Here is a 23,235-nt window from a genome sequence, read left to right on the forward strand (position 1 = left end):
CTACTCGAGCTCCACCTTTCTGATTTAAAAGTTTCTACCCGAAAATCGTTGAATATATGCAACATTTCCTGCAGATTGGATTCTCTATTTTATACTAAAAGCAGAAAGAGCTAGCGCAAGTCACTTTCAGAATTTTACCACTTACTTATGAGACCTGACCAGTTGCCGAAAAGCCCTTGTTTTTGGCTTTAAACGGTCTATAATGTTCACCAGAAAGAGAAAAAACAAAAGCTAGATTACAGATGCACCTAATCAGCTTTCATTCATTCTTGCAGTTTAGAAAAGGAGTCTACGATGAAATTATTTTTTAAAAATGGGGTCTATGCCTCACTCAGCCTTTCCCGAATCTTCAACACCTTGGGAGCTTCTATTTTCAATATTGTTTTTGTGGTATTTGCTTCCAGTATGCCCAATCCCAAGTTTGCCATTGCTGTGGCTAATTTTATCGTCCTGGTTCCGACTTTCTTTACTATCTTTGCCGGCATCAAAGCTGACAAGACCGTCCATAAGGCTCGTTGGCTGATTCATTTTGGTTATCTTCAAGCCTTGATCTTTGTACTTGTTGCCTTCATGACTCGCTCCAGCTCTTATCTAGCCTTTTCAGCCGTCTGCTTGATGAATATTCTTTCAGATATTATCAGCGACTATCGGAGCGGTCTCCAAATGCCGATTTTAAAAAAGAATGTTCCAGAGAAAGACCTTATGGAAGCCTTCTCTTTTACCCAGCTTATCAGCTTTCTCTGCAGCCTGGCCGGACAAGTTTTGGGAGTTTGGCTCTTAACCGTCAGCCAGCAAGACTTTTTCCTAGTGGCTTTGGTCAATGCTTTAACCTTTCTCCTATCCTCCACCATCCTCTACCTAGTCCGCCGCAGATTGACCCATGACCCAGTGACAATTTCTGAGAAAAAAGCTCCTCTGAAAGAAGAATTGAAGAAAATGTACACATCGTCCAAGCTCATCTTTGAGCAGGAAGGTTCTAACAATTTTCTCAAACTGCTGGCTCAAATCCTGATCGTCAACGCTATGGCAGGTTCTCTTATAGCTCTTTATAATCTCTACTTGCTGGATAACCCCATCTTCCAGCTATCCTTTAGTCAGTCTCTCTTGGTTCTTCAGACCACTCTTGTCCTAGCCATGATTGCAGCCAGCCTGACGCCCAACGATTACTTTAGCCGTCTCTCTCTAAATCAACTAACCCTCTGGGCTGCTCTTACCATGATTCTGCTTGCTGTCAGCAATTTCTTACATCTGCCTGTTTTCGTCGGCATTGCTTTTGGTTTTTTACTAGCTTATATCACTGGCAAGATCAATCCCAAAATAAACACCCTCTTACTGAGCAAATTGCCTTCTGATGTTCTCGCTCAGACTTCCAGCTTTCTGAGTCTGCTCTTTTCTTTCTCTGTTCCCTTTGGTACTATGGTCTTCAGCAGTCTGGCCCTCTGGAATATGAACGCTAGCTGGCTCATCTTCAGCATTATCGGTGTAATTGCTCTGCTCCTATCTATTGAAAAAAAGAAAGATATTAAAGAAATTTGATAGATTTAATTTTGTTTTTATGTTTGTTCTCCCAGAAGACAGCAAAAAACGATAACTTCCAAATAAGAAGTTATCGTTTTTGTGTATTAGAAAGCTAAAGATTAAGTTTCACTTAGCCTATTCTATTACTATTAGTTCCAGCCAAAGCGTCTGCCTCTACCATTGCGGTCAAAGTACATCCAGCTTCCATCTTCCAGCTGAATCCATTTATTGCGCGCCATTTCTCCGGAATTGGCATCAAAGTAACGGTTAGCACCATTGACATAGACAATCTTACCTTTGACTTGCTTGCCATTTTGGTCGAAGTAAAGGGTTTGTTGGCCAATCTGCTGCAAACCTGTCACTGCTTTACCAGCCTGATCGAAGTAGTACCATTCGTTCTTGGCACCTTCAACAAACTTATTGGCTGCCATTTCACCGGAGTTGGCATCGAAGTAACGAATCGATTTATCAGCCAGAGTTACTAGCTGTCCTTTGATTTGCTTACCATTTTGGTCGAAGTAAAGGGTTTGTTGACCAATCTTCTGAAGACCTGTCACTGCTTTACCAGCCTGATCAAAGTAATACCATTCGTTCTTAGCACCTTCTGCAAACTTGCCGACTGCCATTTCTCCTGAATTAGCATCGAAGTAACGGATAGATTTATCAGCCAGAGTTACTACTTTACCTTTGACTTGCTTGCCATCTTGGTCAAAGTAAAGTGTTTGTTGGCCAATCTTCTGAAGACCTGTCACTGCTTTACCAGCTTGATCGAAGTAATACCATTCGTTCTTGGCACCTTCCGCAAACTTGCCAACTGCCATTTCTCCTGAGTTGGCATCGAAGTAACGGATTGATTTATCAGCCAGAGTTACTACTTTACCCTTGACTTGCTTGCCATCTTGGTCGAAGTAAAGTGTTTGCTGACCAAGTTTTTGAAGACCTGTTACTGCAACACCATCTGCTCCGAAATAGTACCAGTCACTTGGATTATCACCTTGGGCAAAGCGGTTAGCAGCAGCATTACCTGAATCCTTATCAAAGTAACGAAGTTTACCATCTTTGGCACGCGCAATCTTGCCCTTGACTTGGTAGCCATTTTGGTCGAAGAATTGCTGATTGCCGCCCATGGTTACCAGGCCTCTAGCCATGACACCCTTGGCATCAAAGTAACGCCAGTTTTGGCCATCAGTAGTGTAGTAACGGTTGAGAACTTGGGCACCAGTCTTATCGTAGTAGTACTGATTGCCGTTTTCATCTTCACGGAGCGAGTCACGCAGCTGAATACCATTCTTGAGGAAGTAGAGCTGTTTGCCGTCAATTTCTTGCGCGCCTGTCACCAGATAGCCACGGTTGTTGAAGTAATACCAATTTCCATTTTCATCTTGGATAAAGGCATTCTTAGCCTCATATCCACTAGTTGAATAATACTTAGTACCATTAGCATCACTAACAAATCCAGTAGAAGCTTTCTTATTAACTAATTGCTTAGGCAGTACCATCTCACCATTCTTGTTGTTGAGATATTCGTTGCTAGCCCAGTCCTTAAGAACATAGTAAGCACCACGCCCTAAGATATTGGTACCGTTGAAGTGTTTAGCTGACCACTTGGTAATCTTCTCATCAGTCGTCATCTTTTGACCGTTGGAAATCTGTACTCGTTCAAAGATTTCTGGGTATTTAGCTTTGAGTTCATCCAAGAAGGCTCCACCATACTTGCCTTGATAGTCTGTACCATTCGTTCTAGTATTAGCAACGTAAAGTTTTTCCTTGATTTCTGCGCCTTCACGGTAGGTTCCATAGTTGTTGACACGAGTTGCCGTTACCACTTCTTTACCTGGCAGGTTGTATATTTGGTCTGGCACCCAGTCAGCAATGGCTTGGATATTGACACTGTGAAGAGCGCGGAGAGCATTGAGCAGGTCATTTAAAGAACCATATTTATTGTTCTTGCTCATTGCCATATCATAACGGTCTTCAAAGGCATAACCATTCTGGATGATAGAATCTAGGAAAGTGCCATCTTGGCTAGACACATACTGAGGCGGCAACTCAAATGAAGTCACTCCCCATTCCTTGAAGAGGTTGACATTTTTAGCAATGACTTTATTGGTATACTGGTCATCGCGAGTTGCAAAATCTTGGAAGTTAGAGAAGCCTTCGTAAATGAGCTGAGAATCAAGGGCTGCGCTAGACTCATAAACCTGACCGCTGGCATTTTTCTTCTTGCTAGCTGTTACACGAGCATCCTGATCTGCCTTAGCACCAACTGGTACCCAAACAGCCAGATAACCAGAAACTTGGACATTGCTGTAGCCAGCGATATCGTTCATATCAAAGGTCAAAATACCATTGGCATCTGTCTTCTTCCAGAGGGATTGCGGTACTTCTTCGTCAGTTAGATAGCGGGAAATGCCATCTTTGGTCGTCAAGAGCACAGGACGGTAGTATTGATTCTTATGGGCTGCTCCCATATTGACTTGCAGTTTATCCCATACATTTAACTTGAGATTAGGGTTGTTAGAAGCAATAACAGCCATCCCTTGGGTACGGGTTTCTGCTGTTCCTTCATCTGTCGCTTCGTTAGCACCAGTACCGTAACGAACAGAAGTCAAAATACCATTGTAAGACCATTTATCAGCCTCACGAGGTACACCCATATAGGTGACTTTCATGTCCTGACCGCCGGCTACATACTTAATACGAGCCCGCAACAGGGCATCGATAGCGTCGTGGTAAGGAGATTTTTTCTCCATGTATTGGCCGTCATCTGTATAGAGATCACCATAGTAGACCCGAGTGATGGAGTCTTTGTTGGAGAGCATGAGAGCATGAGCAGTTGGGATATTGAACTGCGTATACTTCTTGTCCGCCTTGCGCATATCTTCGTTGTAGATCTTAAAGGCTTGCTTGAGCTCATCCATGGTAAAGGTCAAACCATCCGTATTTGGATTGATATTTTCCCGGATGATGTCGGCAATAACGGTTTGTACTTCACTGTCATGAGCCCGGACAAAGATATAGTTGGCCATCCGCTCGCCATTTTTCTTTTCAGAAGAACGGTCATTCAGACTATTGGTAATCGTTGGCTCTACACCGCTACGGATAGAAAGCTTACGCATGAACGAATAAAGCAAGGACAGACGAAGCTTGTTATCAATCGGTAATTGAGCGCCCTTGGTATCCTTGTTGTAGTCAGGATCGTTGTCAGACCAAGCTTCCAAGATAGACAGGTGCTTAATAGCCTGCTCTTCACTTTCTCCAACCTTGTAGCGAGACTTGAAGTAGTCAGAGGCAATTTGGAGCAAGTCCGCATTGACATTGTCTACCGCATCGACACGGACTCCGTCAAAGTTAGCAGTCGGATCATTGGCTACGATGCTGCCGAAGTTCATCATAAAGTGCAGCCAGTTGAGTTGCTCAGCCTGAACAGCTGGATTAGAATTATCAAAGTCGTTGGCTAGTAGGAACTCATAACCGCCAGTTGACTTGTCAATGAAGTACTTAGGTGTACCAGTTTGGTTGGTAGGTGTGCGGTTAAGGATGCGGTACTTAGAATTAGCATGAGAAGTCTTATCACTATTGGTATAAAGCAGAGCTCCGCCTTGCAAGTGGTCCTTATTAGTACCAGTTGTTTCAGACTCTGTCTTAATGTTCCAGTTTGGCTGAGTTTTGACAAATGCACCCATCAGCGTTCTCAGCCATTTAGTATCTCCGTCTTTACCGATTCTTTCTTCAATTTTGCGCTGAACCTGCTGAGAAGCACCTGTCAGGATAGCTTGTTCCACTTTGTTTTCAAAAGCTCCTGCTCCCAAACCTTGCTGGTTCATATAGTTGAGATAGCTAACCTGCGTTTGCTTATCAGGCCACCAAGCCATTAAAAGCGGACGCAAGTCGGTCTCTGTAGACTGAGTCCATGTTTTTCCATCCTTGAGGATAGCTTTTGGACGATACCAAGTATCCGCTGTCAGGTAGCCGTCAACTGTTTCGATGTCCTTTTCCGTAGTGCCATGGAAGGCATTCATTCTGGTGAATTCATTGTTAAGGCTGCTAGTACCTTGCTGGAATTGATACTCAGCTGAATCAATCAGTGCTCCAGTCTCTGCATCGAAATAAAGAATTTTTCCATTAAGCTCAACAGCGAAATTCTTTTTAACTGTACCGTCGTCCTGAACATAGTATTTCTTGCCATCAATGGTCTTGATGTGAGATAAGACATCATCATCATGCTCAGCATTAACAGGCGCCGCTTGAGCTTGAGCAGCCACCATTCTTTCAGCTATCGCTCCCTGTCTTTGAGCCGGTTCTGGCAAGCGGTCTTTCTTTGCAACCTTTGGATTTGCAACAATCTTGTCTGTAACAGTCTTCTTTGCTTGTTTGTCAGCAGTTGCTGGACTTGCTTGTCTATCTTGAGCAATTGCTGCAGTTTTAGCAGTTTCTGATGTTGCATTAGCTGCTTTTGCTTCTTCAGCAACGGCCGCTTTTTCTGTAGTTGCTGCTTCTGCTACTGCCGGCTTAGCTGGCTCTTGAGTAGCAGCTGCTTCCGTATTTGCTGCAGTTTCAACAGTTTTTTCACTGGCTACAGCAGCATCAGTCACCTTGTCTGCAGAAGTTGCTTTTTCTGCTTCCAACTGAGAAGCTGAGTTAGCTTGTACTTGAACTGGCTGCCCTGAGCCACTATCCTGAGCTGCAGTTGGTTCTTGAACTGCCACCTGCTTAACATCATCAGCGTGGACAAGACCTGCTTCGAGACCAAGTACTTTTGGTGCTACGATAAGTGCTAAGGTAGTCACACCGATGGCTACCCAGTTCTTCTTAACTTTATGCATCTTATAATGAATTTTTTTCTCCATCATAAAGCCTCCTTCTGAATTTGGTATAAAGTTATACTCTTATTCTAGTATATTTTTAGAAATGAGTCTATTTTATTTGCACATCTGCAACTGGGAAAGGCAAATCCTTTCAAACTGAGCTTTGAGCTTCTGGGCAACACCGAAAGAATCTAAAAATTCCAAGAAAGATAAGCACTCCTCAATATCGCTCAGAGCATAGCTATTCCCAACCTTGTAGGAATAAAGAGCCCTATGATACTTAATCAGCATCCGATCATAAAGATCTGTCTCAGGGATTTTAGAATGGTCAAGATAATTGAGGAATCTCATAGCAACCAGCAAATGATTACTCTCTATGCAGACGCTGATAACATTAAGCAGCATCTTGATAATACGCCGGCGATTCTCCGGTAGATTATTATAAAACTGGGTGCGGTTAATCATCTCACTAGCAAAGGTCTCCAGTGTTTCCAAGGTCAATAGATCCACACTATTAGTAAAGAGCCAGAGCTCATAACGCCCCCACTCCTCAACGGAAAAGAGATAATCGGTCAGAAATTCTACATCTTTCTTGCTAATCTGAAAATCTGGACTGCAGGAAGACAATACTGCTCTAACAACAATTGTATTAAGCCTATAATTCTTCTTCTCAGGGAACTTTTTAGCCAAAGCTTCTGAGCTAGCTAATATACTTTGGAGCTTGACGACATTGTTTTCCTGATAAGCATCAGCTACTTTTTTTGAGAAAAGCGCATCATCTGCCTCAATGTAGTTATGGTAAACATACTGAAATTCGTCTAGAGAAACAGCCATATTCTTTAAGCAGCAATAGAAAGAATCAAGCGTAATACCACTGACTCCCCGCTCAAAACGAGACAGCTGAGCCACTGAAATATCTCCGGCTGCCGCCTCTTTAAGAGACATATTTTTTGATTCTCTAATGACTTTGAAAATTTTTCCAAATGTTTTCAACATATTGAGCCCTCGGTTTCATATATGCAATAAAATTTTTTACTAAATTTAATATACTAGTAATATATTTCGAATATGTTACAAAAAAATTACTTTATATTTCCAAATAATACAAATAGATTAATTTGAAAGATAGGAATACTCAATATAGTGATTTTTTCTGAAAGTTTTATAGTTTTCAAGAAAATATTGATTTTATAAGATTCTCAGAAGGGTTCAACCTGACAACTTGAAAACACTGGCTTTTTTAAATCTAGCTTCCTTACTTATACAAAAATAAACTTGGATAATCTAAGGTTTATAGATGACTGAAATAAAACTGTAACAAAATCTAAACGAATATTTTTTAGACATGAATGAAAGGAAGTAAAATGAAAAGGACTTAGTCCTGGACAATACAGAACTAAATCCATTTACTAGTTATTTATCTAACTTTTGGAAATAATTTAAGTTTCCTTGGTTTTACATCTGTCTCAATCGCTCCACCCGCTCTGAGATAGGAGGGTGCGTATAGAAAAGTTTCTTCAGACTGCCTTCTTTTTTAGGATCGCTGATATAGAGAGCTGCACTGGCATCATCAACATGATGTTCCATTGGCTCGCTGTGATCCAGCTTGAGCAGGGCATTAATCATCCCTTGTGGATTGCGGGTCAGCTCTACACTGGAAGCATCAGCCAGAAACTCCCGCTGACGAGAAATGGCTAACTGCACCAAGGTAGCTGCCAGAGGAGCTAAAACGATAGCAATCAATGATACGATAAGGAGAATAATTCCCAAACCACTATCGTTATCTCGATCATTACTACTGCGCCGGCCGCCACTAAACCACATCATACGGCCAGCTAGGCTAGACAACATAGTAATAGCACTGGCCAAAGCCACAGCAATCGTTGAAATTCGGATATCGTAATTGCGAATATGACTGACTTCATGGCCAATCACTCCCTCAAGCTCCTCACGATTCATGATTTGCAAGATACCTGTCGTTGCTGCGACAGCTGCATTTTCAGGCTTAGAGCCGGTCGCAAAAGCATTGGGAGAGGTGTCCTCTACGATATAAACACGTGGCATAGGAATCTGTGCGACCATCGCCATATCCTGAACAATATGATAGAGTTCAGGTGCTTCCTGCTCAGAGACCTCGCGAGCTCCGTTCATAGCCATGACCACTTCTGTAGACTGAAAAATCATCACTCCGGCATAAATCGCTCCGATAATCAAGGCTAGCAAGACACCACCTACAGCAGACCGCAGCCAGAGATAGCCAATAGCTGCTCCAAGGAGAGCCAAGAGTCCGAAAAAAGCGATAAGGAGGAGCCAAGTCCTCCTTTTATTGCTGGCAATTTGATCAAATAGCATCTTAGTCACCTAGTCCAGTGCTGCCAAAGTCAACTTTTGGCACAGCCTTTTCTTCTTCTGGTGTCTTGAGGAAGTCCGCAGCTTTAAAGCCAAAGATTCCTGCAACAATATTGCTTGGGAAAGTTTCCAACTTGACATTGTAGTTGCTAGTTACTGAATTATAAAGCTGACGAGAATAAGCGATTTTATTTTCAGTATTGGTCAGTTCTTCCTGCAACTTCAAATAGTTGGTGTTAGCTTTCAGATCTGGATAGCTTTCAGCTACTGCAAAGATTCCAGAAATCTGACGAGAAAGGGCGTCGCTGGCTTGCATAGCTTCGGCTGGTGAAGCAGCTGAAGCGACCTGGTTGCGCAGTTGGGTTACCTTTTCCAAGGTTGCCTGCTCGTACTTGCCATAGCCCTTGACAGTTTCCAAGAGGTTAGGAATCAGGTCATTACGGCGTTTGAGCTGCACATCAATCTGGCTCCAAGCTTCCTGAGTCTGCATGCGGCTTTTAACCAAGGTATTGTAAGCACCAACAACGAAGAATGCTAAAACCGCGACAATAATAAGAATAATAATAAAAGTCATGATATACTCCTTCAATTTTGATTAGACTTATTATATCAAAAAATAGTGGAAGTGTCTTTATTCTTGACATTGATTTAGAAAAGATGTAGGATAAAGGAAAGAATAAACCGACTGTCGGTCGAATGAAATTTTACTACCAAAAAGGATGCAAGCATGGCTAATAAAAAAGACTTTATTCTAGATACCTCACAAAAGCTTTTTATGGAGCAAGGCTTTGACCAGACCTCTATCTCCCAGATTTTAGAAGCGACTCAAATCGCCCGCGGTACTCTCTACTATTACTTTTCTTCTAAGGAAGAGATAATGGATGCCATCATTGAGCGAACCATTGAAAGAGCATTTACAGCTTCCCAAGCCTTTGCTGATAATCGTGGACTGACTATCATAGAGCGCTTGGTTGGCAGTATGGCTGCTCTGAATCTCAATCACCAAGAGGGAGAGGGAGTACTGCTGCATCTCAATCAGCCACAAAATGCGCTCCTGCACGAAAAGACCAATCAAATTCTTCTTGAACGAGCACCCCAGATTCTACTTCCCATCATCCAAGACGGCATCACCGCTGGAGATATGAGGACCGACTATCCCTACGAAAGCCTAGAAATGATTCTTACTTATTCCCTGCAAGTTTTTGGCAGCAGCTTTCAAGCTCTACCCCCAGAAAAACAGCAAAAAAAACTGCAAGCTTTTCTCTATCTTTTAGAAACTCTTTTTCACAGCCGGCAAGGCTACTTCAATCCCTTTCTATCTTTGATTCAGACACAAAGCAGCTAGACAGCTAATTACTAGATTTACTATTTACACTTACTTGACATTGCAAGCATAAGGAGGCAACTATGAAACAATCAGGCTTTAGACTCTTTTTATTGATTTGGATAGGGAGCCTCATCTCGGAAATCGGCTCTGGTATGACTTCTTTCGCTTTAGGAGTTTATATCTTCCAGCTGACCGGTTTGGTTTCTGTTTCTTCTTTTGTTACGCTTTGTGCATTTCTGCCTGGTCTTTTGGTTACTCCTCTGGCTGGAATTCTGGCAGATCGCTATGACCGAAGATTGCTGATGGCCCTGGGAGATGGCCTGTCAGGCTTAGGCGTTCTCTGGATTTACTTTAGTCTGAAGAATCCTGCTTTGATTTTTATCTGTATCGGAGCTGCCATTAGTTCGCTCTTTTCAGCCTTGGTCAATCCGGCCTTTCGGGCTACGATTTCCGACTTGCTGCCTGAGGACCAGTTATCAAAAGCAACTGGTTTGTCCCAGATTAATGGCATTGCCCGCTATCTGATTTCACCAGCCTTGGCTGGAATGATTTTGGCGAGCGGAGATATCAGCATGATTCTGTTGCTGGATTTTTCAACCATTTTCGTGACAGTAGCCTGCACCTTGCTGGCTCGTAGGGCCATTCACACACAAGTTTATAGCAGTGATAGTCGTTTCTGGGCGGATTTCCTTAAAGGTTTTCAAATCGTCTATAGAAAAAAAGGAATCTGGATTTTAGTCCTAGCTGGAACAGGCTTTTCCTTCTTTTTGGGAACAGTCCAAATCCTGTTTTCTCCCTTGGTACTGGCTTTCGCAGACGCTAAAACAGCCGGCTGGGTCATGACCATCTCCAGCAGCGGGATGCTGATAGGAGGCTTGGTTCTGGGGATATTTGCTATCAAAAAACACTTCCACCGTATGCTCTGTCTCTCACTATTTCTACTGGGACTCTTCATGGTTGGGCTGGGAATGAAGGAAAACTTCATCTGGATTTGCAGCTTTGGCTTTCTCCTCTTTGCTGCCCTACCTTTCACCAATACAGCCATTGACTACCTGGTCCGCATCAATATTAACAAAGCTGACCAAGGCAAGGTCTGGGGGACCATAGGGATTATTTCTCAGCTGGGCTATGTGCTAGCTTATGCCGGCATGGGTTGGGTCGCGGACACTCTTTTCAAGCCCTCACTGACTTACTTTGGCTGGCTGGCAAATTCTGTCGGAAAAATCATCGGTGTCGGAGGAGGCAGAGGCTATGGTCTGCTCTTTATCCTATCCGGTATCTCTATCAGCATCGGTGCTTACCTGCTCTCCCGAGCACGTTCAGTAAAGGAGCTGGAATATGTTTCAACGCTTGATAAAAAATGATTTAAAAGAAAACAAAGTCAGCATGCTAGTCATTGGACTTTTCCTGCTTCTGACTCTGACTCTGAGCTTTGCAGCCACTCGCCTGACCGTTAGTCTGACTAGCTCGATTGAGCGCTTTGTAGAAACAGCTAAAAGTCCTCACCTGCTACAGATGCACAGCGGAAGCGTTGACCAAGAACGCCTGCAAAACTTCGTCCAGCAGCATCCAGAAATTGCCTCTTGGCAGCTGACAGACTTTGTCAATGTGGAAGGAGCAGCCATCCGCATCAATGGGCAGGACTCACTTAAGGACAGCTCTCAGGATAATGGCTTTTCCAGTCAGAACCAAAACTTTGACTTTCTGCTGGATCAGAATAACCAGCCTGCCCAGCCTCAGCCAGGGCAAGTTTATATTCCCCTTTATTATTACAACAGCGGAAAAATCAAGATCGATGACCAAATAAAGGTCGGCAAGCTCCAACTGACTGTTAAGGGCTTTATCCGAGATGCTCAGATGAATGCCGGTCTAGTCTCCTCCAAGCGCTTCCTCATCTCGCAGACTGATTTGCAGACTCTGAAAAAAGAAGCAGTTGCATCTAACGAGAACCTGATTGCCTTTCGAGTGCATAAGCTTAGTCAGATCTCTATCATCGAGCAAGCATATAAAAATGCGGAGCTTGAGTCCAATGGACCTCCTATGATTACCTATCCGACTATCAAGATGATTAACGGCTTCAATGATGCTCTAGTCATCCTAGTCATGGGGCTGCTGGTTGTGGCTATCATTGGCATCACCTTTCTCTGCATGCGCTTTGCCCTCCTGACCAAGATTCAAGAAGACCTGCAGCAGATTGCGGTTATGAAAGTGATGGGACTGCCCCAAAGCTTTATCAGCAGGGTCTACCTGACCAAGTATTATTTCTGTCTGGCTCTAGCAACCATCGCAGGATGGGGACTGTCCTTTCTTCTGAGTGATCCTTTTAAAAAGCAGATGGCACTGTCTATGGGGCAAAGTCCGACGCCCTTCTATAGCTATCTTTTGGAAATGCTAGTGGCGCTGCTGCTTTGCCTCTTGGTCTTTTGGCTGACTGCCCGGCCTCTCAGCTCCTTTAAGAAAATGACGCCTGGCCAAGCTTTAAGATTAGCTTCTGCCAACAGTCTGACCGAAACTCCTTCTACTCCCAAAATGGGTTTACCGTCTATCCCCTTCTTAGACAGACCCTATTTCGCTCTGAAAACGATTCTGAATCATAAAAAACTCTATTTGACTATCTTGCTCATTGTCAGTCTGATTAGCCTGCTTATCCTGCTGCCAGCCAGTCTCTACAGCACTGTGATGGATAAGAATTTCATTCAGTATCTGGGAGCTGGTCAGGCAGATGTATTGATTGATATTTCTCAGACTGAAGATATCGATACCAAGACTGCCCAGCTTCTGAAAGAACTGCAGGCAGACAAGGATATCGCAGAGATTAATCAGTACCAGAGCCAGAATTTCTCCTATCAAGACCAGCAAGGTCAGACCCAGCAGTTGCGGGTAACTCTGGGAAACCATGCGGGATTTCCAGTCAAATACAGCCAAGGCCGCTATCCTAAAAACGAGCATGAAATTGCTCTCTCCAAGCTTAAGGCAGAAGAGCTCAAGCTAAATGTTGGAGACAGTCTGACCTTGACGGTAGACGGTCAAGCCAGAAAACTAAAAGTAGTCGGTATTTACTCAGACCTGACCTACGGCGGCAAGACCGCCAAGGCTGTCTTTGTGACAAAGCAAGCGCAAACACTCAATAGTCTGACGACCATCCGCCTTAAAGATGCTAGCAACAAAGCTAAAAAAATCAACGAATGGAAAAAACACTATTCCAACTATAAATTAACCGATGTAGAAGACTTTTTCCATCAGACTTTTGATGACACTCTGGCCATGCTCCGCTTGATTCAGACCAGCGTTTTCTGGACAGGGCTCAGCATTGTCTTCATCCTAATGACTCTCTTTATCTATATGATTTTCACCAAGGACCAAGCTGACTTGGCACTTTATCGGATGCTGGGATTTGGCACTGAACGACTCAGGAGCCACTACCTGCTCGCCGTCTGCTTCATCTTGATGCTGGCTCTGGCAATAGCTGACCTGCTACTCCTTAGTCTAGGGCAAGAAGTCTGCAACCTGCTGCTCAGCAGCTTTGGTATCAGTAAACTCCAGCTCATCATCAATAAGTCCCTTACTTTTCTATGGACACCGCTGGCTCTGCTTCTTAGCGGACTCACAGCAGCACACATCAGTCTCCGAGCGCTGAACAAGCTGGAAATTGGACGCTATCTCAAGGAACATTAATCTTAAGCAGATAGCTTTCGAGCGCTTAGCATTTATTTTACATCCGAGGAGAAGCCTATGTTATTAGAAGCACGTAACCTCAGCAAAAGCTATCAGGAAAATCAGGAGCCCATTCTCCGTGATTTGTCGCTAGAGATTGAAAGCGGCCAATTCATCGCCATCATGGGGCCGTCTGGCTGCGGGAAATCCACTCTTCTCAATCTTCTATCCACCATTGATAGACCTGACCAAGGCCAGATTCTTTACCAGGGACAGGACTTGCTAGCTATGAAAGACAAGGACTTAGACCGCCTTCGCAGAGAGGCTTTCGGCTTTGTCTTCCAGCAGGCAACCTTCCTGAAAAATCTCAATATCCTAGACAATATCTGCCTACCGAGTATTATTGGTAAGAAAAGCAGCGAGCGAAAGGCAGCCTATGAGCGAGCCAAGGATTTAATGGCTCTGACTGGCATTAAGGACATTGCTCACCGCTCTATCCATCAGGTATCGGGCGGCCAGCTCCAGCGAGCCGGCATCTGCCGGGCTCTCATGAACCAACCTCGAATCATTTTTGCTGACGAGCCGACAGGAGCGCTCAACTCTCAGGCTGGCCGTCAAGCTATGGAGCTCATGCAGCACTTCCACCAGCAGGGTGCAAGCATTCTCCTAGTGACGCATGATGCCAGTGTGGCTACCTATGCAGACAAGGTTCTGCTCATTTTCGATGGCAAGATAAAAAAAGAAATTCTCTTTGACCCAACCGCTAATCAGGATGGGCGGCGCCAGCTGCTCTTGGCGGACCTCAATCAGATTGGCATATAAAAAAGAGGCCCTTCGGCAGAATGCTGGGGTCTCCTTTTTATGATATAATAGGTTGAATACTGACAGATAAGGATGAAACTATGACACCGCAAGAATTTTACCAGCTATTGAGCCAGCAGGGAATCGAGCTGACCGACCGCCAGAAAGACCAATTTGAGCGTTATTTTGAACTCTTGGTCGAATGGAATGAAAAAATCAATCTGACAGCTATCACCGAGAAAAATGAAGTCTATCTCAAGCATTTCTATGATTCAATTGCGCCCGTTTTGCAAGGCCTGATTGAGAATCAAGAGCTTAAGCTGCTGGATATCGGAGCCGGGGCCGGCTTTCCTAGCCTCCCTATGAAAATCATCTGCCCTCAGCTGGATGTGACTATCATTGACTCGCTCAACAAACGAATCAACTTCCTCAAACTACTGGCAGAGGAACTCGGGCTGGACAAGGTTCACTTCTACCACGGCCGCGCAGAAGACTTTGCTCAGGACAAGGCCTTTCGAGCCCAATTTGACCTGGTCACTGCCCGTGCAGTCGCCCGCATGCAGGTCCTATCCGAGCTGACTATTCCCTATCTAAAAGTTGGCGGGAAGCTTTTGGCGCTTAAGGCTTCTAATGCTCCTGAAGAACTGGAAGAAGCAAAAAATGCCCTCAACTTACTCTTTAGCAAGGTCCAAGACAACCTCAGCTATGCCCTACCAAACGGCGACCCCCGCTTTATCACAGTGGTAGAAAAGAAGAAAGAAACCCCCAATAAATACCCCCGCAAAGCCGGTATGCCAAACAAAAGACCGTTATAAGAAAAAAACAGGCAAGGATTGCCTGATTTTTTATGTCTCCGACTAGAAGCTCAATATAGAAAAGAGATGCTACAAGACTACCGCAAGTATAAAAAGTCACTTACTTACTGTCCTGTTCCTCCAGTTTTAAAACACTGATAAATTCTTCATAAGAATTGACCACATGATCTTGACCGTCTTTTGTGACACTACCATAAACAGTTAAGTTATCAAATAACTGCTTATCTTTTGGAATTAAAAGACTGTAAATGTCTGACATCAGTTTAGGATCTGTCTTATCCGTCAAAAGATATAATTGACCTCCCTGATTCGTCATCAAGTCATAGGCTTTAGGGTATTCCTCCTTTAGGCGCCAATCAGAAGATTGTTTAATAACTGAATTGGGGAAATAGAGAGAAGAATTAGTATTTGTCATGCTCTCAGAATAGTAATTTTTAAGGCTTGTATAGTTGATAAAAATACTAGTTCGTCCATCCCCACCCATATTTGCCCCTTCTGGAACATCTTCCACCTTCCCTGTTCCAAGATTGAATAAGACTAAGCGACCAGGCCCTCCACCAATTTTTCTTAATTTTATTGTTCGATATTCTTGATTATTATAGCTAACAAAATAGGTGTAGCTGTCATAAGGATAATAACCATCGTCATATTCCTGAACAGCTTTAAGTAAGTCGTACTCCTTACGGTCTAAATTATCCGTACTAGTATCATATACTTGAATTTTCCAGTACTCACCCCAAGTTAGATGTTTCAAATCAAAGTCAGAGTCATTAAAATGGTGAACAAATTGATAGCTATCCGTCGCAATATATTTCTTGCCATAAATTGCATCTGAATAACCTCCAAATTTCGATCTATATTTAGAATCTATTGGCTGCCATGTAATAGCTACCCCTTGCCTATCTGCAATAAATTCATAAGCTCGTGGTTCAATTGCATAGTTTCTTTCTTTATAACGATTATATGTGAAATATTGATAAGCATCATAAGCACCAACTAAAGACAAAGCAACTACGAGCACTACTATAAATTTCCATTTTTTCTTCATATTACTCCTTCCCTTTCAGCACGTAAGTCTCCAAAAGCTCCTAAAATAGCATCTAAATAGAAGATACTTTAGGAAACCGTACATTCATAAGAAACATGCTTACATCCTACCTCCACGGATTGTAAAAGCGGCCGTGATTGACTGCGAAGAGGGCAAAGCAGAGCAATAGAAAGGCGACTGCCAGTATCAGCACCAGCATATCTCGTCTGCTTAGAGCCTGATAGGTATACCAGGTGCGTTTTTTATTTTTTCCGAAACGGCGCAGCTCCATGGCTGTGGCAATGGTATTGATGCGCTCTAGTGAGCTGAAAATCAGCGGAATGATAATCTGCAGATTTCCCTTCACGCGCTGAGCCAGTTTGGCTTTCTTGGATAATTCCTGACCACGCGCTTCCTGAGACATCCGGATCAGGAAAAATTCTTCCTGCAAATCTGGAATATAGCGGAGCGTCAGACTGACCGCGTAAGCAATTTTATAGGAAATACCAAGCTGATGCAGGCTGGAAGCAAACTGACTGGGATGGGTTGTCATGAGGAAAATCACTGCCAGAGGTATAGTAGAAACATACTTGAGCAGGAGATTAAAGAGGTAGAACAGCTCCTGAGCTGTTAGATTATAAGCTCCCCATCCGGTCCATAGGACATCTTTGGCCCCGTAGATATCGACACCATACTGAGGCGCAAAAAGATAGACCATCACTAAGTTAAGAGCAGCAAAGGATGCCGCAAAGACTAAAACAAATGAAATGTCTCGGATGCGGATACGGGACAGCCGAAAGAGACAGAGAGACAGCAGGGCTAGCCCCAGTAAAAAGCGAGTATCGTAACTAATCATGGCCGCCACTGATACCAGAACGAAGAACAGCATCTTGCTGGCACCGGACAGACCATGAAGAAACGTGTTGCCTGAATGGTAGCCGATTAATTTTCGCTGATTAAGCATGCTTGTCCTCCTTTTTTCGCATATAAAACTCAGTCAAAGCCAGAGGATCGGCACCAATCTTCTCAGCCAGAGCAAAGATTGACGTTTCCTTTAGATGAGCCGCCGCAATCAACTCTTGATCTGTCAGAACCTGCGCGGGAGCCTTATCGGCTAAAATCTGACCATCCACCACAACTACTGCCCGATCGGAGTAATCCAGCATCAGCTGCATATCATGGGTAATCATGATAATCGTATGTCCCTGCTGGTTGAGCTCGTCTAGAAAGTCCATCATCTCTGTATAATGGCGCTGGTCCTGGCCAGCTGTCGGTTCATCCAAGAGGATAATCTCCGGATTCAGCACCAAGATAGACGCAATAGTCACCCGCTTCTTCTGGCCGAAAGACAGGGCCGAAATCGGCCAACTACGGAATTCATAGAGGCCGCACGTTTTAAGAGCCGCATGGACCCGCTCTTCGATTTCCGCTTCTGCCAGTCCGCGCAAGCGCAAGCCTAAGGCCACTTCATCAAAAATCATGGCTTCCGAAATCATCTGATTGGGATTCTGCAGGACATAGCCAATCCGCTCAGCTCGCTCCTTGATGGAGTCTCCTTTGATGTCCTGCCCCTGCCAGCTATAGTTCCCCTCAGTCTCGATAAACTGACAGAGGGCCTTGGCCAGAGTGGATTTGCCAGCTCCATTTTTACCAACGATGGCTATCCGCTCACCCTTGAAAATCTTCAGGCTCATATCTTGCAATATAGGCTTGCCGCCGCTCTGGTAAGCAAAGAAAACGTGCTCCAATTCCAGTAAAGGCTCCTGAGACTCTTTGTCAGAGTCAGACCAGTCTCTGCCCTCAAAGGTCACATCTGCCAGCTGCAGCTGATCCAAGTGGGACAATCCTTCAGTCTTTTCCACATCAACACCCAGCTGGCGCAGGGTCGTAATGTAAAGCGGTTCGCGGATGCCATTTTCAGCTAGCAGCTGGGTTCTGAGCAGGTCATCCGGCTGTCCATTAAAGAGAATGCGTCCGTCATTGACAAGCACTATTCTGTCTACCGGTCTGTAAAGAACATCTTCCAAGCGGTGCTCGATAATCAGAGTCGTCGTTGCCGTCTCCCGATGAAGCTGGTCAATCAAATCAATGGTATCCTGACCCGACTTGGGATCCAGATTGGCCAAGGGCTCGTCAAAAAGCAGAATAGGACTCTCGTCAATCAAAACCCCAGCCAAACTGACGCGCTGCTTTTGACCGCCTGATAAATCCTGGGGCCGATGCTGCAAAAGCTCCGCTAAATCCAGCTTCTCTGACCAGGTTTGGACTTTTTCGCGCATAAGCGACAGCTCCATCACATCATTTTCCAGCGCAAAGGCCAAATCTTCTGCTACGCTAAGCCCGATAAACTGGCCATCCGTGTCCTGCAAGACCGTGCTGACAAGATTGGACTTATCATAAATGCTGGATTCAAAGGCTGGCTGCCCCTTAATCAAGAGCTGACCGCTGGCCTCTCCTTTATAAATGTTGGGGATAATCCCATTGAGACACTGGCCCAGCGTTGACTTACCAGAGCCAGACGGACCGACAATTAGAACCTTCTCTCCTTCGTAAATAGTCAGATTAATCTGCTTCAGTGTCGGCTCAGACTGGGCCTGATATTGAAAGCTAAAGTCTTCAAATTGGATAATTGGTTTTTTCATCTTATTTCTCTATAGTGCCAGAGCGATCTGAATCGCTAGATTGGCAATCTTATCTTTTTCATCTAAGTCTGCATGATTGGCCAGGTTGCGCATGTCCCAAGCTTCCTCAGACAAGTGATCGGCTGCATAAAAGAACTGGCAGACGGATATCTCTCGAAAGGCTGCCAAAGCCGCTACAGCTGAGCATTCCATATCCACACAGATAGCTCCCTCAGCCTTTCTCTGACGAAGCTTAGCAGGAGTCTCACGGTAAATGCCGTCTGTCGTCCAGACCTTGCCCTTGCTATGGGAAATACCCCGCGCATCCAGAAAATCCGTCAAAAAATCTTTCAGACCAAGATTGACTTCTTGCTCACGGTTAGCCGGCTGGTAGTGATAGCTAGTCCCCTCATCTCGCAAGGCCTCCGTCGGGATAATGACAGACGATTCCTTAATCTCCTCATCCAAGATGCCACAAGTACCGAAAAGCACCAGCTTCTTCATGCCAAACGCAATCAGGTCTTCCAGAATAGCTACACAAGCCGAAGCTCCAACCGGTGCATTGAAGAGAGCCAGTTCCCGTCCATCCATGAAAACACGATAGATAGGAATTTCAATATTAGCCATGCTAGTCGTCGTAATCAGCTCATGTTCAAAATCCGCCAACATCCGCGCAAAAGTCTCTCTGGCAAAGCAGGAAACAGCCGTCTCCGGAAAACCTTCTATGGATTCATTCAAATCTTCTGGGTTAATGATGGCCTTGCGACTTTGGTCAAATTCTTCAAGTATCATAGGCTTGCTCTCTTACCCCTTTCTTCCTGATGAAACAGCCAGCAGAACTCTGCTAACTTCATCTTACCATTGTATCATAAAAAGGCGGTCTGCTGAACGCTGCCTGCATATTTTCTACATAGCCAAAGCCATAGGCAGACTCTATAGCTACAAGTGAAGTAGTTACTTTGTCCTATGATTTTCCAATAAAAAAAGACTGGGCATAACTCCCAATCTCATCTTACATAAGGGCCGTTGCAGCAGTAATCAAGCCAAATACGATGCCCGGCATATTAGCCGCTGCTAAAGGAATGTCCCGTTTCTCTTTAAATAGACCATAAATGACCCAGAGAGTACAGTTTAGAGCAGCTACTGAGGGCTGGATAAAATCGCCCTTGTTGCCAGCTAGATTATTCATAATCTGTGGGATATAGGAAACATACATCATAACAGACATAAAAGTGGCCACCCAGCCCAAGATTAGCATGTGTTTTTCTTTCATTTCGTTCTCCTTTTTATAAAACTGACCTCTATTCTATAGCTTCTTTGTGAAATTTTCAAGATATTTTCAATAATGTTGTCAAAACGAAAAGAGTCACAAAATTGTGAGAACTGCTGACAGCCCTAAAAAAGCTGCCTTTTGGCAGCTCTGTTAAGATTCAAAAAGTAAATTTTCCTAGCTCTAAAACTTCGGTTCTCCATCAGGAAGTTGGTCCAAAATGGCTTCCAGTTCCAGTCGACTAAGTGGCTGAATCCGGATCTGGCTGGAATCCAGATAGCTACGGTGAGTGTCTGGAATTTTCTCCAAAAAAGCCTGCAAGTCCTTTGTTGTCAGATATTTATAGCCCTGAGGACTGCTAGCATCCTCTATCAGGATATGAAGATGCCATTCCATGTCTTGACTAGCACCGCTCTCAATCATCTCTTTAACCAAGTATCCCTTGGGCATGGGCTGAGTCGGAAGGACTGTATCCACTCCTTCTGCCAAGACATAAGAACCCAGGTATTTCCCATCCTGATCCTTATAATACTTCGGAGTAGAAAATTGACTCTGAACCTGCTGCATCTCGGCCATCTGCCTGCCAAACTCCTCCACAGGATCTTCTGCCTTGAAAAGTTCCAGAAGTTTTTCTTGCGACATGTACAAATCATGAGCATAGCCTTCGAAAACATGCATAGGCGCAGCTGCAACTCTAGCATCGTTCAGGCCATAGAGAATATCCGCTTCAAAATCAATATTAAAAATCCCGTCAGCCGTGTAAGTGGTGCCGTATTCATCGACAATATCCTGCTTCATCTTCTGAGCCAAACGATTCATGAAGAGAATGGCCCCTTTCCAGTCGCCTACCGTCGATGGTGTCAAGACACGAACCTGGTAGGTTTCCCGATCTGGCAGATAATAAACTTCAAACCCACGGCCTGCCCCTTCCCAATAGACAGCCAGAAAAGTTCCGACCTGATCCAAGGATTGATAAGCCTTATCGCCCTCGAGGCCTACAACCTCCAGCCCTTCTACCAAGGAAACCAGAGATAAGGGTGTTTCGACCGCCTTATAGCTAAACAAGCCCTTTCGGTTCTGAATGTAAAAAGAAATACTCATACCATGCTCCTTTCTAACTACAAAAGCCTTTCAGAAAGCGAGAAAATGCAAAATCAAAACTCAATACAGGTACAAACTAGCTTTTCTCCAAGACTTTTAAGACATGCTCCATTCTTAAAACGTACTCTGGTATTAGTATAACATTTTTGGAAGAAAAAGACGAAAAAACCTGTATCCATGAAGAGACTTTCCGATTGAAAGCTTCATCAATACAGATTCTAAGAATATATTTGAATTTCATAAAAAGGTAATGAATAAACTTCTAAGAAAGCAAAACTCATTCTGAGCACTTCTTACTTTTTATCCTGCTGTGTCAGCTCCTGATTGTAGGACAAGGCTAGCTTGATCCAGTAAGGCAGTTCCTTTTGTCCTTCGCCATCTAAATCAATATAGCCATGATAAAGCCTACCCTTCATCACTGTGACACTGGCACCATTTTTAGGCAGGACCTGCTTTTCCAGTTCCTTACCGATGCGTACCATGACAAGCTCTTGACCTCTCGAACTCACAGTAACGGTCATCTTACCACGGACCATAAAAGCCAAACCACCAAACATCTTCTTCTCTTCCACCTCTTCTTCAAAAACATGAGGAGGAAGTTCAGTAGCTAAAATGACACGGACTTGCTGGGCTAGGGATTCACTATAAGCCATCCTTCTACCTCATTTCATCACATCCCAGCCGATACCAAAACGGTCAATCAAGCGGCCATAAAACTCTGCGAAAGCTTGTTCCTCTAAGGGATAGAGAATTTGTCCGCCTTCAGCAAGCTTAGCAAAGAGCTCATCGGCTTCTTCTCTACTGTCTGGGCTCAGAACCAACCATTGATTGGGCTGATGATTGCTAGGAATTGATAGGTCGTTAAAAACGCCTACATCCTCACCATTCAGGGTCAAGTTTTCCGTATCTAAGGCAATCCAGGCAAGCTTATCCCGTTTTTCTGCAGGAAGGTTTGCTGGATCCATCATCTCACTGGCTCGTACAAGTCCCTTTATCTCTGTCTGAAAAAGATCTGCATAAAAACGAAAAGCTTCTTCGGCCTGACCATTAAAACTTAAAAACACGTCTAATTTCATTATTGTTCCTCCAATTTTTTATATCTGAGAATAAATCTCTAGTATCAGTTTATCAATTAGGATAAAAATTTTCTTATTCTCAATTGCGCTTGTTTTGCTAGGGAACGCATGATTAAAACTGGAAGATTAACTGTAATAGGTGGATCGCTGGGCAAGGGCCTGCGCATGATGATTTCCTCCTGATAGATGCTATCGCCTGAAAAAGCGAGAGGCTCATCGCTGCCCCAGCGAAAGTTATGCTTCAAGACATAGTTTTTAGTTAGGCGTAAATCCTCCAGCAATTCACAGGCCAAAAGATAGTAGTGGCCATCGGGTACATTTTCAAAAGTAAACTGTCTCTCCTGACTCAGTGCTACTCCGATAATCGGCTCTTCTTTGGGAATGCGGGTTTTAAAAAGCCCGACACAGCTAATGCGTGGTTCATACCCCTCAGGATAAGATAGCGCAACAGTCAAGCGATTGCCACTTTTACAGTCGGGATCCTGATGCAACAAAACTCCCTTCTCATCCAGCTGTTTGACCATAAAATCATAAGCCTTGGTTGATTCCTGATAATATTTTTTAGGCGAAAGTCCAGTATGCCGCTTAAAAGTATTGGAAAAACTGCCTAGACTATCATAACCAGCTTCCATAGAGGTCTCAGTCACATTTTGCTGGCCTTCCACAATCTCCTGAATTCCTTTTTCCATCTTAAGAGCTTCCTTATATTGCTTGATAGAAAATCCCATCTTTTTCTTGAAAGTTCTGGATAGATGGGAAGGACTATAATGGAAATGATGAGCCAAATCGGTTAGACTCAGCTCTTCATCTGCATGCTGACGCAGATAAGCTGCCACTTCTTCCATGATAGCTTTAGACATAGACTTGC

Annotated in this window: 19 protein-coding genes; 6 read left to right on the forward strand and 13 right to left on the reverse strand. The window is 44.0% G+C overall.

What is annotated here, in order from left to right; genetic code table 11:
- Positions 1 to 294 precede the first annotated feature (294 nt).
- On the forward strand, positions 295 to 1,536 hold the full coding sequence (locus MFP28_RS08675) for a hypothetical protein (protein WP_002907074.1): 1,242 nt from the start codon (positions 295 to 297) through the stop codon (positions 1,534 to 1,536).
- 131 nt (positions 1,537 to 1,667) lie between these two features.
- On the opposite strand, the gene MFP28_RS08680 is transcribed toward MFP28_RS08675, so the two are convergent.
- The 4 genes from MFP28_RS08680 to MFP28_RS08695 all read right to left on the reverse strand — a co-directional run bounded on the left by MFP28_RS08680 (position 1,668) and on the right by MFP28_RS08695 (position 9,249).
- Positions 1,668 to 6,371 (reverse strand): glycoside hydrolase family 70 protein, encoded by a 4,704-nt coding sequence (locus MFP28_RS08680; protein ID WP_002907075.1) that lies wholly within the window; start codon positions 6,369 to 6,371, stop codon positions 1,668 to 1,670.
- A gap of 69 nt (positions 6,372 to 6,440) precedes the next feature.
- Complete coding sequence (locus MFP28_RS08685; protein WP_002898077.1) at positions 6,441 to 7,322, reverse strand: helix-turn-helix domain-containing protein; 882 nt, start codon at positions 7,320 to 7,322, stop codon at positions 6,441 to 6,443.
- Positions 7,323 to 7,781: 459 nt separating this feature from the next.
- Positions 7,782 to 8,678 (reverse strand): zinc metalloprotease HtpX, encoded by an 897-nt coding sequence (gene htpX / locus MFP28_RS08690; RefSeq protein ID WP_032916031.1) that lies wholly within the window; start codon positions 8,676 to 8,678, stop codon positions 7,782 to 7,784.
- Position 8,679: 1 nt separating this feature from the next.
- Positions 8,680 to 9,249 (reverse strand): LemA family protein, encoded by a 570-nt coding sequence (locus MFP28_RS08695; protein WP_002898080.1) that lies wholly within the window; start codon positions 9,247 to 9,249, stop codon positions 8,680 to 8,682.
- Between the two features lie 153 nt (positions 9,250 to 9,402).
- Between MFP28_RS08695 and MFP28_RS08700 the strand changes: the two genes are divergently transcribed.
- The 5 genes from MFP28_RS08700 (at position 9,403) to rsmG (ending at position 15,272) form a co-directional block, all read left to right on the forward strand.
- Positions 9,403 to 10,020, forward strand: coding sequence for a TetR/AcrR family transcriptional regulator (locus MFP28_RS08700; RefSeq protein ID WP_002907077.1), 618 nt, complete (start codon positions 9,403 to 9,405; stop codon positions 10,018 to 10,020).
- A 62-nt stretch (positions 10,021 to 10,082) separates the two neighbouring features.
- Positions 10,083 to 11,366: an MFS transporter gene (locus MFP28_RS08705; protein ID WP_002907078.1), complete on the forward strand. Its 1,284-nt coding sequence runs from the start codon at positions 10,083 to 10,085 to the stop codon at positions 11,364 to 11,366.
- Positions 11,341 to 13,677 (forward strand): ABC transporter permease, encoded by a 2,337-nt coding sequence (locus MFP28_RS08710; RefSeq protein ID WP_002907079.1) that lies wholly within the window; start codon positions 11,341 to 11,343, stop codon positions 13,675 to 13,677. Before MFP28_RS08705 ends, MFP28_RS08710 begins: the two co-directional genes overlap by 26 nt.
- A 57-nt stretch (positions 13,678 to 13,734) precedes the next feature.
- Positions 13,735 to 14,478, forward strand: coding sequence for an ABC transporter ATP-binding protein (locus MFP28_RS08715; protein ID WP_002907080.1), 744 nt, complete (start codon positions 13,735 to 13,737; stop codon positions 14,476 to 14,478).
- Positions 14,479 to 14,558: 80 nt separating this feature from the next.
- A complete protein-coding gene (gene rsmG, locus MFP28_RS08720) occupies positions 14,559 to 15,272 on the forward strand; it encodes a 16S rRNA (guanine(527)-N(7))-methyltransferase RsmG (RefSeq protein WP_002907081.1) in 714 nt (237 codons plus the stop codon).
- A 100-nt stretch (positions 15,273 to 15,372) separates the two neighbouring features.
- Here the strand turns inward: rsmG and MFP28_RS08725 are convergent, their stop codons facing one another.
- The 9 genes from MFP28_RS08725 to MFP28_RS08765 all read right to left on the reverse strand — a co-directional run bounded on the left by MFP28_RS08725 (position 15,373) and on the right by MFP28_RS08765 (position 23,227).
- Positions 15,373 to 16,320: a hypothetical protein gene (locus tag MFP28_RS08725; protein ID WP_002907082.1), complete on the reverse strand. Its 948-nt coding sequence runs from the start codon at positions 16,318 to 16,320 to the stop codon at positions 15,373 to 15,375.
- Positions 16,321 to 16,426: 106 nt separating this feature from the next.
- Positions 16,427 to 17,263 (reverse strand): energy-coupling factor transporter transmembrane component T family protein, encoded by an 837-nt coding sequence (locus MFP28_RS08730; protein ID WP_002907083.1) that lies wholly within the window; start codon positions 17,261 to 17,263, stop codon positions 16,427 to 16,429.
- Positions 17,256 to 18,941, reverse strand: a complete 1,686-nt coding sequence (locus tag MFP28_RS08735; protein ID WP_002907084.1) for an ABC transporter ATP-binding protein — start codon at positions 18,939 to 18,941, stop codon at positions 17,256 to 17,258. Before MFP28_RS08735 ends, MFP28_RS08730 begins: the two co-directional genes overlap by 8 nt.
- Positions 18,942 to 18,950: 9 nt before the next feature.
- Positions 18,951 to 19,712, reverse strand: a complete 762-nt coding sequence (locus tag MFP28_RS08740) for a nucleoside phosphorylase (RefSeq protein WP_002907085.1) — start codon at positions 19,710 to 19,712, stop codon at positions 18,951 to 18,953.
- A gap of 220 nt (positions 19,713 to 19,932) precedes the next feature.
- Positions 19,933 to 20,193 (reverse strand): SemiSWEET family transporter, encoded by a 261-nt coding sequence (locus MFP28_RS08745; RefSeq protein ID WP_002898091.1) that lies wholly within the window; start codon positions 20,191 to 20,193, stop codon positions 19,933 to 19,935.
- Positions 20,194 to 20,373: 180 nt separating this feature from the next.
- Positions 20,374 to 21,291: a DUF4299 family protein gene (locus MFP28_RS08750; RefSeq protein ID WP_002907086.1), complete on the reverse strand. Its 918-nt coding sequence runs from the start codon at positions 21,289 to 21,291 to the stop codon at positions 20,374 to 20,376.
- Positions 21,292 to 21,584: 293 nt separating this feature from the next.
- The gene (locus MFP28_RS08755; protein ID WP_002907087.1) at positions 21,585 to 21,944 is read right to left on the reverse strand and encodes a TfoX/Sxy family protein; all 360 of its coding nucleotides are present in this window, start codon (positions 21,942 to 21,944) and stop codon (positions 21,585 to 21,587) included.
- Positions 21,945 to 21,953: 9 nt separating this feature from the next.
- Positions 21,954 to 22,367, reverse strand: coding sequence for a VOC family protein (locus tag MFP28_RS08760; protein WP_002907088.1), 414 nt, complete (start codon positions 22,365 to 22,367; stop codon positions 21,954 to 21,956).
- Between the two features lie 56 nt (positions 22,368 to 22,423).
- Positions 22,424 to 23,227 (reverse strand): helix-turn-helix transcriptional regulator, encoded by an 804-nt coding sequence (locus tag MFP28_RS08765; protein WP_032916034.1) that lies wholly within the window; start codon positions 23,225 to 23,227, stop codon positions 22,424 to 22,426.
- Between the last annotated feature and the right edge of the window lie 8 nt (positions 23,228 to 23,235).

The organism is Streptococcus sanguinis, assembly GCF_050234405.1.
Lineage (GTDB): Bacteria > Bacillota > Bacilli > Lactobacillales > Streptococcaceae > Streptococcus > Streptococcus sanguinis_W.

What these genes read in the sequence shown, in the direction of transcription:
- MFP28_RS08675 (WP_002907074.1), top strand. Translation starts at nt 295, where the DNA reads ATGAAATTATTTTTTAAAAATGGGGTCTATGCCTCACTCAGCCTTTCC.
- MFP28_RS08680 (WP_002907075.1), bottom strand. Translation starts at nt 6,371, where the DNA reads ATGATGGAGAAAAAAATTCATTATAAGATGCATAAAGTTAAGAAGAAC.
- MFP28_RS08685 (WP_002898077.1), bottom strand. Translation starts at nt 7,322, where the DNA reads ATGTTGAAAACATTTGGAAAAATTTTCAAAGTCATTAGAGAATCAAAA.
- htpX (WP_032916031.1), bottom strand. Translation starts at nt 8,678, where the DNA reads ATGCTATTTGATCAAATTGCCAGCAATAAAAGGAGGACTTGGCTCCTC.
- MFP28_RS08695 (WP_002898080.1), bottom strand. Translation starts at nt 9,249, where the DNA reads ATGACTTTTATTATTATTCTTATTATTGTCGCGGTTTTAGCATTCTTC.
- MFP28_RS08700 (WP_002907077.1), top strand. Translation starts at nt 9,403, where the DNA reads ATGGCTAATAAAAAAGACTTTATTCTAGATACCTCACAAAAGCTTTTT.
- MFP28_RS08705 (WP_002907078.1), top strand. Translation starts at nt 10,083, where the DNA reads ATGAAACAATCAGGCTTTAGACTCTTTTTATTGATTTGGATAGGGAGC.
- MFP28_RS08710 (WP_002907079.1), top strand. Translation starts at nt 11,341, where the DNA reads ATGTTTCAACGCTTGATAAAAAATGATTTAAAAGAAAACAAAGTCAGC.
- MFP28_RS08715 (WP_002907080.1), top strand. Translation starts at nt 13,735, where the DNA reads ATGTTATTAGAAGCACGTAACCTCAGCAAAAGCTATCAGGAAAATCAG.
- rsmG (WP_002907081.1), top strand. Translation starts at nt 14,559, where the DNA reads ATGACACCGCAAGAATTTTACCAGCTATTGAGCCAGCAGGGAATCGAG.
- MFP28_RS08725 (WP_002907082.1), bottom strand. Translation starts at nt 16,320, where the DNA reads ATGAAGAAAAAATGGAAATTTATAGTAGTGCTCGTAGTTGCTTTGTCT.
- MFP28_RS08730 (WP_002907083.1), bottom strand. Translation starts at nt 17,263, where the DNA reads ATGCTTAATCAGCGAAAATTAATCGGCTACCATTCAGGCAACACGTTT.
- MFP28_RS08735 (WP_002907084.1), bottom strand. Translation starts at nt 18,941, where the DNA reads ATGAAAAAACCAATTATCCAATTTGAAGACTTTAGCTTTCAATATCAG.
- MFP28_RS08740 (WP_002907085.1), bottom strand. Translation starts at nt 19,712, where the DNA reads ATGATACTTGAAGAATTTGACCAAAGTCGCAAGGCCATCATTAACCCA.
- MFP28_RS08745 (WP_002898091.1), bottom strand. Translation starts at nt 20,193, where the DNA reads ATGAAAGAAAAACACATGCTAATCTTGGGCTGGGTGGCCACTTTTATG.
- MFP28_RS08750 (WP_002907086.1), bottom strand. Translation starts at nt 21,291, where the DNA reads ATGAGTATTTCTTTTTACATTCAGAACCGAAAGGGCTTGTTTAGCTAT.
- MFP28_RS08755 (WP_002907087.1), bottom strand. Translation starts at nt 21,944, where the DNA reads ATGGCTTATAGTGAATCCCTAGCCCAGCAAGTCCGTGTCATTTTAGCT.
- MFP28_RS08760 (WP_002907088.1), bottom strand. Translation starts at nt 22,367, where the DNA reads ATGAAATTAGACGTGTTTTTAAGTTTTAATGGTCAGGCCGAAGAAGCT.
- MFP28_RS08765 (WP_032916034.1), bottom strand. Translation starts at nt 23,227, where the DNA reads ATGTCTAAAGCTATCATGGAAGAAGTGGCAGCTTATCTGCGTCAGCAT.